The following is an 11,600-nucleotide window of genomic DNA, read 5'->3' on the forward strand; positions in this document are numbered from 1 at the left end:
GTTCACTGCGACGCGGGCAACGCCTGTTGTCAACGTGACAATCACGCCGCGGCCAGCCCCGTGACCCGCCACTTCCCGGCTACGCGCTCGGCCGTGACGCTCAGCTGCGCCGCCCCGGTGCTCCGCTGCCCGTCACCGCGGGTGCCGGTCTGGTCGAGGAACACCAGCAGCGCCGCGCGGTCGCCGTCGAGCAGTTTCACGCCGGACGCGACGGCGGTCGAGGTCACCACGAGCTTCTGGTCCGCGGCCAGCTTGCGGACCTGGCCGAAGAGCTGGTCGTACTGCGCGAGCGCGGGACCGGCGAGGAGGTCCTTCGCCGCCTGTTCGTTCTTGGCCGGGTCGTCGTAGCGGTAGGAGAACAGCGTGCCGAGCGCCGCGCTGATCTGTTTGCCGGCTTCGGCCGTGCCCGCGGCGTCGGAAAGCGCGGTGTTGTGCGCGACGACGGCGTTCGTGCTCCGCGCTTCGAGCGTGAACCACACCGCCAGCCCGGCCATGACCACCGCCACCACCGCGAGCGCCACCCTCCCCCGCCGCCGTGGCCCGGTGGTTGTGAGTGAGGAACCGGGTTCTAACCCTGTTTCACACTCACGAGGGTCTTGGTCCGCGGACTCGTGGTGGCGGCCCGCGACCTTCACGGCCCGCTTCTTCGTCGGCACGGTCATGGCGTCTCCCCCGTCGGGACCTGGCCCAGCCCGGTGACCCGCCAGCCGTCGGGCCCGCGCGTCAAGTCGGCCTGGAACCGGTTGCGTTTCGTCACGGCGTCGCCGCCGTCGGGCGCCACCACCAGCTCGACCGACGCGAGCAGCTTCGCCGTGCCCGCGCCGGTGTCCACTTCGGTCACCGCCGCGTCGGTCACCTTGCCGGTGGTGACGGTCTTGGCCTGCGCGATCCGGTCGAGGCTGCCTTGGCGATCGGCAGCCAGCTCGTCGTGCAACGCGCCACCCGACAGGTCGAGCCAGTGCTGGTACCCCGGCGCGGCCTGCCGGTAGTCCAAAGTGGTCAGTCCGGCGACGGCCGTCCGGCCCGCCGCCAGCGCGTCCTCGCGGACCACCGCCCGCGCGACGCCGTCGTCGTGCGCCGCCTGCCACCAGGTGTACCCGGACCAGCCGGCCGCGACGGTCGCCAGGACCGCTGCCAGCCACGCGACAATCCTCACGGCCGTCCTCCCGGTGCGTTCTGCGAACCCCGCACGTTCGTCGGATTTCCCTTCGGCAGCGCGCAGCGCGCGGCCGTGTTCAGCGGGCGCGTCGAGGTGTCGAGGCCGTCGCGGTACGGCGTCGAGTACCCGGTGGTGCACGGCGGCGGGTCGAAGAACGTCAGCGACAGCCCGAAGTGCGCACCGTCCGGCCGGATCACGGCGCTGCCCGCGGCGACGGCCTGCGGCGCAGTGATCAGCAGCTGCCGCAGCCCGTCCCGGCGGGATTCGAGGACGTCCGCGGTGGTCAGCAGGTTGGCCAGCAGCACGCCCAGCTGCGGCCCGGAGTCGCGGATGAGCGCGCCAACCTCGTTCGCCGCGGCGGGGACCGCCGGGATGAGCGTGCGCAGGTCGCCGTCGGACTCCTTGAGCGTGGCCGCCAGCAGCTTCGCGTTGGCGCCGAATTCGCGGATCGCGTCGGCCTGCTGCACCTGCGTGTCGAGCACCGTGTGCGCGTCCGTGACGAACCGGGTCAGCGGCGCGACGTGCGCGCTCGCCGCCTGCACGAACTCGATGCCGCGGCCGACGAGCTGGTCCAGCGCCGGCCCGGCGTCGGACGTCGCGTTGTACAGCTCGTCGACGACCGTGCGCAACGCGGGCTTGGGTACCGAGTTCGCGAACGAGTCCACTGTCGACAAGACGACGTCCACCGGCAACGGGATCTTCGTGTCGGCCTGGGTGATGATCGATCCGTCGTGCAGTTTCGGGCCGCCGTCGGTGCGTGGCCGCAGGTCGACGTACTGCTCGCCGACGGCCGACCGGTCGGCGACGACGGCTTCGGTGTCGGCCGGGACGGGTGCGGTGCCGGAGTCGATTTCGAGGTCGGCCTCCATCCCGGCGGGCGTCAGCCGCAGCTCGCCGACGCGGCCGATCGGGACGCCGCGGTAGGTGACCTCGGCGTTGGTGAAGATGCCGCCGCCGGTCGGGAACTGCGCTTTCACCGTGTAGCCGCGGTCGAAGAACACCTTGTCCAGCCCCGCATAAGTCGCTCCGACGTAGGCGACGCCGAGGACCGCGATGACCACGAAGAGGGTCACCTGGACGCGCACGAACCGGGTCAGCATCAGTGGCCCACCTTGAGGAACCCGTTGAGGTAGTCGCCGCGGATCGTGTCGAGCGCGGCGTCCGGGAACGGGAAGGTGAAGATCATCTCCATGGCCTTCGGAAGTTTGTCCCCGGAGTCGGCCAGCCGCCGCAGCAACGGTTCCAGGGCCTTCAGGTCGGCGACGAGGTCGTCCTTGCTGCGGTTGACCGTGTCGACGGCGACCGAGGTCAGGCCGTCGAGGGACTTGAGCATCCCGACCAGCGCTTCCCGCTGCTGGTTGAGGACGCCGATGCCGGGCGTGAGGCCGTTGAGCGTCGTGGTGATCTGGTCGGTGTGCGCGTTCAACGTCTGCGCCAGCTTGTTGACGCTCTCGATGGCGCGCGTGATCTCGGTGCGGTGCTCGTCGAGCCCCTTCACGAAAGCGTCCAAACTGGACAGCAGGCTGCGTGCCGCGGTTTCGCGACCACCGAGGGCTTCGTTGAGCTGGTGGCTGATGTTCTGCACCTGCGCGATACCCCCGCCGTTGAGCAGCAACGACAACGCCCCGAAGACCTCTTCGATCTCCGGTGTCAGCGTCGACCGGTCGAGCGGGATGTTCGCGCCGTCGAGGAGCCGCCCGGACGGCGTCGCGTCGTCCGGCGGGGCCAGCTCGACGAACTTCTCGCCGAGGATGCTGGCCTGCCGCAGCCGCGCGACGGCGTTGCCCGGCAGGTCGACGTCGCCGTTGAGCAGCAGGTCCACCAGCGCGCTGTGCCCGTCCGGCGCCAGCTCGACCTTGACGACCTGCCCGACCGGGACGTCGTTGACCTTGACCCCGGACTGCGGCACCAGGTCGAGGACGTTGGTGAAGCTCGCGGTGACGTGGATCGGGTGGTCGCCGAGCGCGGCGCCGCCGGGCAGCGGGATGTCGTAGACGCTCACGCCGCGCCCGCAGCCGGTGGTGACCAGCGCCAGCGTGACGACCGCGGCCAGCTTGACCAGGGGTTTCATTTCGGCTCCGCGAACTCGAGGAGGTTGCCGCGGCCGTCGATGGTCCCGTTGGCCTGGTCGTAGGCCGCCAGCAGGTTCGTCAGGGCGTTCGGGGCCGCGCTGAGCGCTTCGGCGAGGGAGTCCTTCTGGTTCACGAGCACCTTCGTGACGTCGGCGAGCTTGTCCACATCGGACTGGACCTTGCCGCGGTTGTCCTTGACGAACCCCTGCACGACGGTCAGGGCCTGGGTCAGCTCGGTCAGCGCGCCGGAGAACTGGTCGCGCTGGTCGGCCAGGACCTGGCTGAGCGACGCGATCTGCGAGATGGCCTGCTTGACCTGGCCGTCGTTGGCGGCGAGCATCGCGGTGAACTTGCTGATGTTGTCGACCGAGCCGAACAGGTCGTCCTTGGAGTCGCTCGCCGCGCGGGCGAACTCGCCGAGGTTCTTGATCGCCGTGCCGATGGTCTGGCCGTTGCCGTTGAGGTACTCCGCCGACTTGGTCAGCACCTCGCTGACCGCGCCGTCCTTGTTGGCGCCCTGCGGGCCGAGCGCGGTCATCAGCTGGTTCAGGCTGTGCAGGAGGTCGTCGACCTCGACCGGGGTCGCGGTGCGCTCGCGCGGGATCGACGCGCCGTCGGCCAGCTGCGGCCCGCCGCGGTAGACGGGCGTGATCTGCACGTACCGGTCGGCGACCAGGCTCGGGGTGATGACCACCGCGCCCGCGTCGGCGGGCAGCTGGACGTCCGGCTTCAACGTCATGGTCACCTTGACGTCGGTGCCGTTCGGTTCCACTTTGGACACCGACCCGATGGCGACGCCGAGGACGCGGACGTCCGAGTTCGGGTAGACGCCGACGGCGGCGGCGAAGTACGCGGTCAGGATGCGCTCGGCCGGCGCGGTGGCGATCGGCCAGGCGGCCGAGACCACCAGCGCGAGGAGCACGCCGAGTGTGAGGGCCCGCAGCCGTGTTCGCCGCCGGGCCTGGGCTCCCAGGTCGATGAGCTGGTGGGCCATCAGCGTCCCCCGTTCTTCGGTGGCAGGCAGCTGCCCGGCGTGGTGCCGGTGGGGATGAGCCCGCAGATGTAGGTGTCGATCCACCGGCCGTTGCCGACGGCGTTGCCGAGCAGCCGGTAGAACGGGCCGGCCAGGCGCAGGCTGTCCTCGAGCTTCCCCTGGTTCTGCTGCAGCACGGTGGCGACGCGGTCGAGCTGGTCGAGCGCCGGGCCGAGTGTCTGCTGGTTGTCCGCGACCAGACCGCGCAGCTGGATCGAGAGGTTCTTGATGCCGGTGAACAGCTGCGCGATGGCATCCTTGCGCGCGTTCAGCTCGGTGAGCAGGGTGTTGCCGTCGCGGATCAGCGCCTGGATCTGGTCGGAGCGTTCGCCAAGGGTCTTCGACACCTGGTTGGTGTTCTGGAACAGCTTGACCAGCTCGTCGTCCCGGGACGCAAGCGTTTGCGACAGGGCGGCGATGCCGTCGAACGCGGTCCGCACGTCCTGTGGCGCCGACGCGCCGAGCGTGTCGGACAGCACGCGGAACGCCTGCGCGAGCTGGTTCGTGTCGATCGCCCCGACCGTGCTCGCGAGGTCGTTGAACACCTCGGTGACGTCGTAGGGCGAGCTGGTGCGCTCGGCCGGGATCGGCTGGTCGGGGTTCAGTTCGCCGTTGCCGACCGGGTCGAGGACGAGGTTCTTCTGGCCCAGCAGCGTCTTGATCTTGATCGCCGCGGTCGTCCGGTTGCCGATCCAGGTGTCCTTGACCCGGAACAGCACCTCGACGTGGTCGCCGGCCAGCCGCACGTCGGTGACCTCGCCGACCTTCACGCCCGCGACGCGGACCTCGTCGTTCGGCTTGAGCCCGGCGGCCTCGTGGAACTCGGCCTTGTACGTGGTGCCCCCGCCGACGATCGGCAAGTCGTCCGAGAAGAACGTCGCACCGCCGACCAGGGCCATGACCAGCGCGGTCACCGCACCGACGACGATCGGGTTGCGGGAGCGGAACGGCTTGATCCGCGGCGGCTTCATCGGCACCTCGCAGCGGTCACGGGGATGCCCGGCGGCGGGCCACCGGGCGCGGGCTTCGCGTCGGAGTCGACCGCGCACAGGTAGAAGTTCGCCCACGAGCCGTAGGAGAAGAGCGTGCCGATCCGGTCGAGCTTCTTCGGCAGGTTGTCGATGAACTGCTGGAACACGGGGGTGTTGTCGGCCAGGTTCTTCGAGAGGTCGCCGAGGGCGGTGATGCTGTCCTTGAGCGGCTGACGTCCTTGCTGCAGCAGGCCGGCGGTGGCGGTGGTCAGCTCGCCGAGCCCGCCGATGGCCTGCCCGATCGGCTTGGCGTCCGCGGCGAGGCCGGTGACGAGCTGCGCGGTCGTGTCGACGAGCGCGTCGAACTGGTCGCCTTGGGCGTTCACGGTGTCGAGGACGGTGTTGAGGTTGCCGATGACCTGGCCGATCACGGCGTCCTTCCCGGCCAAAGTGGACGTCAGGGAAGCCGTGTGCCGGAGCAGGCTTTCGATCGTGCTGCCCTCGCCCTGCAGGACCTGGATGATCTCGAACGACAGCTGGTTGACGTCGTTCGGCGACAGCGCCTGGAAGAGCGGCTTGAAGCCGTTGAACAACGCCGTCAGGTCGAGTGCCGGCTTGGTGCGCTCCAACGGGATCTGCGCGCCTTCGGCCAGCGTCGGCGAGGTGTCCGTGGCGCCCGGGTCGACCGAGAGGTACCGCTGCCCGACCAGGTTGCGGTAGCGGATGGTGATCGCGGCCGACGCCGTGAGCCGGTGGGTGCGGTCGACCGAGAAGTCGACGTCGGCCAGCCGGTGTTCGACGACCTCGACCGAATCGACCTGGCCGATCCGGACGCCGGCCATCCGGACCTCGTCGCCGGGGTTGACCGAGGTCGCGTCGGTGAACCGGGCCGTGTAACCGATCGTCGCGCCGACGCTCGAGTTGGCGATCGTGGTCGCGAGGATCCCGGTCGCGACCGCGGTCACCAGGAAGAAGATCAGCCCCTTGACGGCGGGGCCCACCACGCTCCTCATCGGACGGTCACCTCCGTTCCCCGCAGCGCCGGTCCGATCAGGACACTGCTCCAGTCCGGCACGTCACCCAGCGTCGGCTTCAGGATCTCGGCGACGAGCTGCCGCTCCCCCAGCGAGTTGGCCGGGCCGAGGTCGCCGTCCGTAGCACCCGACGCCGCGGCCCCGCCGCCGTAGCACTTCGGGCCGCCGGTGGCGTCGTAACGCGGGTTGTCGCGGCCAGGCACGTACTTGTCGCGCGGGTCCTGCACGGTGAGCGTCACGTGCAGGCCCGGCTCGTTGGTGCCCTTGCCCAGGGCCTTCTCCATCAGCGGCTTGAGCCGGTTGACGGCGTCGAACAGGCACGGGAACTCGGGCGAATACTGCGCCAGCAGCTCCAGCGACGGCCGGCTTGCCGCCGAGACGCCGATGATGTTGTCCTTGTTCTTGCGCAGGAAGTCGTTCAGGTGCCCGGTGGCGCTGGTGACGCTCGAATACAGGCTGTCGAGGTCCGCACGGGTGTCCACAATGGTCTTCGCAGTGGTCGACAGGTCGGTCAACGCTTGCAGGATGTCCGGTGCGGCGGTGGTGTAGACGTCGGCCGCGTTCGCCAGCCCGGTGATGTCGGCCTTGAACTGCGGCATCAGCGGGTTCACTTGACCGAGGAGGTCCTGCAGCTTCACGATGCTGTCACCGATCGGCTGACCGCGGTTGTCGAGGGCTTGCGAGATCGCGCCGAGCGAGCTGTTCAGCTTCTGCGGCTGGACCGCGCGCAGCAGCGGGAGCAGATCGCCGAGGACGCGTTCCAGCTCGATCGCGTTGGCGGACTTGTCCTGCCCGATGACGTCCCCGGCCGCGAGCGTCCCCTGTGGACGGTCCGGCAGCACGAGGTTGACGTACCGCTCGCCGAACACGGTCTTCGGCAGCAGCCGTGCGGAGACGTTTTCTGGCAGCAGGCCGATCTTCGCCGGGTCGAGCGCGAGGTCGATCTCGGCGCCGGTGCGCGTGCTGCGCACGGCACGGACCTCGCCGAACGGGACGCCCTTGACCTTGACCTCGGCGGTCGGCGCGAGCTGGTTGCCGACCCGGTCCGCCCGCAGCGTCACCACCTCGGAGTCGTCGAAGTCCTTGTCGTAGATGGCGACCGCGAGGTAGCCGAGCAGGACGAGCACGCCGAGGAACGCGACCCCGGCGAGCTGCGTGCCGAACCGGCTCATCCCGACACCTTCACCGTCGTCGTCGCGCCCCAGATGGCCAGGGACAGGAACAGGTCGAGGACGCTGATCAGCACGATCGACGTCCGCACGGCCCGGCCGACCGCGACGCCGACCCCGGCCGGGCCGCCGCTGGCCCGGTAGCCGTAGAAGCAGTGCGTCAGGATCACGCCGACGCTGAAGACGAGCACCTTCCCGAACGACCACAGGACGTCGCCGGGCGGCAGGAACAGCGTGAAGTAGTGGTCGTAGGTGCCGCCGGACTGTCCGAAGAAGACGACCGTGGTGAGCCGCGAGCCGAGGTAGGAGATCAGCAGCCCGATGACGTACAGCGGGATGATCGCGATGAACCCGGCGACGATCCGGGTGGTGACCAGGTACGGCATGCTCCGCACGGCCATCACTTCGAGGGCGTCGATCTCCTCGGAGATCCGCATCGCGCCGAGCTGGGCGGTGAACCCACTGCCCACAGTGGACGACAGCGCGAGCCCGGCGACGAGCGGCGCGATCTCGCGGGTGTTGAAGTACGCCGTCAGGAACCCCGTCATCGCCGAGATGTTGATCTGGTTCAAGGCGCTGAAGCCCTGCAGGCCCACGGTTACGCCGGTGAACACGCACAGCCCGACCATCACGCCGATCGTGCCGCCGATGACCGCGAGCGCGCCGCTGCCGAACGTCACCTCGGCCAGCAGCCGGACGACCTCGCGGAAGTAGCGCGTGACGGCGAGCGGGACGGCCGCGATCGCGCGGACGTAGAAGAGCAGCTGGTCGCCGAGGTCGAACAGCCGGTCACCGGGTTTGCCGAGGATGGCCACTCAGGTTCCCTTCGCGGGGACGAGCTGCAGGTACAGCGCGGTCAGCACGGTGTTGACGAAGAACAGCAGCAGGAAGGTGATGACGACGGACTGGTTGACGACGTCGCCGACGCCCTTCGGCCCGCCCTTGGGGTTCAGGCCGCGGTAGGAGGCGACGACCCCGGCGAGGTACCCGAAGATCACGGCTTTGACCGAGCTGACGACGAGGTCGGGCAGCTGCGCGAGGGCGTTGAAGCTGGCCAGGTACGCACCCGGCGTCCCGCCTTGGATGATGACGTTGAAGAAGTAGCCACCGAGCACGCCGACCACGCTGACCAAGCCGTTGAGCAGCACGGACACGCCGACGGCGGCCTGCACCCGCGGCACGATCAGCCGGTGGATCGGCGAGACGCCGAGCACCTCCATCGCGTCGATCTCCTCGCGGATGCTGCGCGCACCGAGGTCGGCGCAGATCGCGCTGCCGCCCGCGCCGGCGATGATCAGCGTCGTGACGATCGGGCTGGCCTGCTGCACGACGGCCAGGACGCTCGCCGCACCGTCGAACTGCTGGGCGCCGATCTGGCTGGTGAGCGAGCCGAGCTGCAGTGAGATCACCGCGCCGAACGGGATCGAGACGAGGATCGCCGGCGTGATGGACACGCTGGCGATGAACCAGAACTGCTGGACGAACTCGCGCACCTGGTACGGGCGGCGGAACATCGCGAGGATGATGTCGAGGCCCATCGCGCACATGCGGCCGAATTCGCGCAGGCCGTTCGCGGCCCGCTGCTGCACCTGGATCGTCATGCCTTGCACCCGCTGCTGAAGCACCGCAACGTCAAGTTCGAGACGAACGTGTTGCCCGGCCCCGAAACCAGGCCGGTGAGCAGCCGGCTCACGTCCTCGTGCCCGACGCAGCCGGCGAACGGCGGCGCGGTGAACGTCGACGTCACCTTCACCGGCGGGGCCGGCAGCGAGATCGGCACCAGCGCTTTGATGTTCACGGACGCGGGCTGGGCCGTCCGGCAGTTCGGCCCGACGTCGAGGGTCTTACCGTCCACCTGCGCGTCCGAGAGCTTGATGAACACCTTCGCGGTGACGTCGGTGTCGGCGCAGATGTTCGTCTGCGTGGCCTTGCAGTTGGTGTCCTTGCCGGTCTTCACGGTAGCCATGCCGGTGGCGTCGCCGTCCGGGACGATCTCGACCCGGCCGGTGGTGGCCATGAACCGGAACGCGACGAAGTAGCCGTCCGTCGGCGGGATGTTCAGCTTGCCCGAGATCGGCACGGTGTTGGTGAGACCGCCCAGCGCGCCGTCGAAGGTGCCCGGCGGGAAGGCGATGTCGGAGCCGAGCTTGGCGACGTGGCTCGTGGTCGGCTGCTGCGCGTCCCCGAGGGTGAACCCGAACGGGATCGACGTCGCCGCTTGGGGTTCGACGGCCGCGTTCTCGCCCGGCGCGGCTTCCGCCCCGGGCGAGAACGCGGTCAGCGCCAGCACGAGCAGGAGCGGCACCGCGCGTGTCAGCACTGACATCCGTAGTTCCTCATGGTTCGTAGTTACTCACGATTCCCGTTGTCACACAAGGAATCCGCGTTTATTGTCATGCCGCTCAGTGTTGCGCGGCGCGGTTTTTCCGCGCCGCGTCACAACTTCACTTCTTGGTCAGGTTCACTTCCAGCTTGTTGCCGGGACCCGAGGTGATGCCGGTGATCAGGCCGGTCAGGAAGCCGCAGCCGGTGAACCGCGGGATGCCGTAGGTCGCGGTGAGCTTCCCGCCCTTGAGCGGGTCGAACCCGGCCGCCGACGTCAGCGGCACATCGGCCGGCTGCACCGTGTGGCACGAGTTCGACGACAGGATCGGGAACCCGAACACGCGGACCTTGGTGAGCTGGACGTCCACCTGGGCGTTCGCCTTGACCGCACCGCCGGCGAGGGTGCCGTTGATCGCGCCGACCTGGTTCAGCTTCACCGTCGCGGACGCGGGGATGAAGCCGAGCACCCGGAAGTCCACGTCGGACTTGGGCAGCGCCAGCCGGGCGCCGAACTTGCCGGACGCGGCGTCGAGCTTGGCGTCCAGGGTGCCCGGGCCGAGCGGCAGGGTGGCGTGCAGCTGCTTGAGCTGCGACTTGCCCTTGACCGAGTACTTGACGTCGATGCCGCCCGGCGGGGTGGTCGGCTGGGTCGTCGGCGTGGTCGGCTCGGTGGTCGGGGTCGTCGGCTCGGTCGTCGGCGTGGTCGGTTCCGTGGTCGGGGTCGTCGGTTCCGTCGTCGGCGTGGTCGGCTCGGTGGTCGGAGTCGTGGGCTCCGTCGTCGGGGTCGTCGGCTCGGTCGTCGGAGTCGTGGGCTCCGTGGTCGGAGTCGTCGGCTCGGTCGTCGGAGTCGTGGGCTCCGTGGTCGGCGTGGTCGGCTCTGTCGTCGGGGTGGTCGGCTCAGTGGTGGGTGTCGTGGGTTCCGTGGTCGGGGTCGTGGGCTCCGTGGTCGGCGTGGTCGGCTCCGTCGTGGGAGTCGTCGGCTCCGTGGTCGGGGTCGTCGGCTCGGTCGTCGGGGTCGTGGGCGTGGTGGGCGTCGTCGGGGTGGTCGGCGTCGTGGTGCCGCCCGCCGGCTTGATCTCGAACGTGCCCAGCTGCTGGTTCTGGCCCGGGACGGCGACGCAGTCCGAGGTGAACGTGCCGAGGTCGGTCGGCTGGCCGTCCGCCGTGCGCGGGGTCATCGTGGTGCTGAAGTTCCCGACCGTCACCGACGCGGTGCCCGGGCTGGGGAACGTCACGGCCGGCGCCTTGCCGCTGCTCTTGACGTGGAACGCGCCCGACGGCGGCACCGGCGTCGAGGCGATGGTCAGCGGCAGGTTCAGGTTCAGCGTCTTGTCGACCGGGTACTTGAGCTGGGCCGCGGCCTTCGCGCTCCCGTCCAGCGAGGTGGCGCCGACCAGGGCCAGGCCCTCGGTCGCGGTCTCCGGCACGGTGACGTCCACGTCGAAGGTGATCGGCGTCGACGACGAGCCCGCGACGGCGTCGTCGGGCAGGTTGGTGTCGATCTTGACCGTCAGTACCTGGTCGCCGATCAGCGGGAACGGGCAGTTGTAGTTCAGCGTCAGGCTCACCGGCGCGGCCTGGCTCGGCCCCGCCCCGACCAGCGCGACGGTCGCCGCGACGCCCGCGGCGGTCGCCACGGCCAAGCCGTAGGCGGGCTTTCTCGACTTCCACGAAAACTTCACGGATCGTCACCTCGGGGAATGGGGGTAATTTCAGCGAAAAGTACCTCCGCGAAAGTGGGTTAACAAGCAGGGCGGATTTCTTTGTCACGCGCAGGGGACCGGCCCCGCCGCGAACGGTCACGCAGGTCAGCGGTTGTCACGTGCGTGCTATCCGG

At 69.6% G+C, this 11,600-nt stretch carries 12 protein-coding genes; all 12 read right to left on the bottom strand.

The annotated features are described in order from the left end of the window. Positions 1-41: 41 nt before the first annotated feature. Positions 42-521 carry a hypothetical protein gene (locus ACIQWX_RS32210; protein ID WP_400879098.1) on the bottom strand — a complete coding sequence of 160 codons (480 nt, stop codon included), beginning with the start codon at positions 519-521 and terminating at the stop codon, positions 42-44. 137 nt (positions 522-658) lie between these two features. Then, entirely contained in the window at positions 659-1,156 is a 498-nt protein-coding gene (locus tag ACIQWX_RS32215; RefSeq protein WP_400879100.1) for a hypothetical protein, read from the bottom strand. Continuing rightward, entirely contained in the window at positions 1,153-2,259 is a 1,107-nt protein-coding gene (locus ACIQWX_RS32220; protein WP_400879102.1) for an MlaD family protein, read from the bottom strand. The genes ACIQWX_RS32215 and ACIQWX_RS32220 overlap by 4 nt, the downstream gene beginning before the upstream one ends. Beyond that, the gene (locus ACIQWX_RS32225) at positions 2,259-3,230 is read right to left on the bottom strand and encodes an MCE family protein (protein WP_400879104.1); all 972 of its coding nucleotides are present in this window, start codon (positions 3,228-3,230) and stop codon (positions 2,259-2,261) included. Before ACIQWX_RS32225 ends, ACIQWX_RS32220 begins: the two co-directional genes overlap by 1 nt. Further along, a complete protein-coding gene (locus ACIQWX_RS32230) occupies positions 3,227-4,225 on the bottom strand; it encodes an MCE family protein (RefSeq protein ID WP_400879107.1) in 999 nt (332 codons plus the stop codon). The genes ACIQWX_RS32225 and ACIQWX_RS32230 overlap by 4 nt, the downstream gene beginning before the upstream one ends. After that, a complete protein-coding gene (locus ACIQWX_RS32235; RefSeq protein WP_400879110.1) occupies positions 4,225-5,235 on the bottom strand; it encodes an MCE family protein in 1,011 nt (336 codons plus the stop codon). Before ACIQWX_RS32235 ends, ACIQWX_RS32230 begins: the two co-directional genes overlap by 1 nt. Then, positions 5,232-6,248 carry an MCE family protein gene (locus ACIQWX_RS32240; protein WP_400879113.1) on the bottom strand — a complete coding sequence of 339 codons (1,017 nt, stop codon included), beginning with the start codon at positions 6,246-6,248 and terminating at the stop codon, positions 5,232-5,234. Before ACIQWX_RS32240 ends, ACIQWX_RS32235 begins: the two co-directional genes overlap by 4 nt. Continuing rightward, positions 6,245-7,441 carry an MCE family protein gene (locus ACIQWX_RS32245; RefSeq protein ID WP_400879116.1) on the bottom strand — a complete coding sequence of 399 codons (1,197 nt, stop codon included), beginning with the start codon at positions 7,439-7,441 and terminating at the stop codon, positions 6,245-6,247. The genes ACIQWX_RS32240 and ACIQWX_RS32245 overlap by 4 nt, the downstream gene beginning before the upstream one ends. Further along, a complete protein-coding gene (locus ACIQWX_RS32250; RefSeq protein WP_364465254.1) occupies positions 7,438-8,253 on the bottom strand; it encodes an ABC transporter permease in 816 nt (271 codons plus the stop codon). The genes ACIQWX_RS32245 and ACIQWX_RS32250 overlap by 4 nt, the downstream gene beginning before the upstream one ends. Further along, complete coding sequence (locus ACIQWX_RS32255; protein WP_400879120.1) at positions 8,254-9,039, bottom strand: MlaE family ABC transporter permease; 786 nt, start codon at positions 9,037-9,039, stop codon at positions 8,254-8,256. Continuing rightward, positions 9,036-9,764, bottom strand: coding sequence for a hypothetical protein (locus ACIQWX_RS32260; protein WP_400879123.1), 729 nt, complete (start codon positions 9,762-9,764; stop codon positions 9,036-9,038). Before ACIQWX_RS32260 ends, ACIQWX_RS32255 begins: the two co-directional genes overlap by 4 nt. Before the next feature lie 118 nt (positions 9,765-9,882). Further along, complete coding sequence (locus tag ACIQWX_RS32265; RefSeq protein ID WP_400879124.1) at positions 9,883-11,445, bottom strand: DUF6801 domain-containing protein; 1,563 nt, start codon at positions 11,443-11,445, stop codon at positions 9,883-9,885. Positions 11,446-11,600: the final 155 nt, after the last annotated feature.

Source organism: Amycolatopsis sp. NPDC098790 (genome assembly GCF_044759945.1).
GTDB lineage: Bacteria > Actinomycetota > Actinomycetes > Mycobacteriales > Pseudonocardiaceae > Amycolatopsis.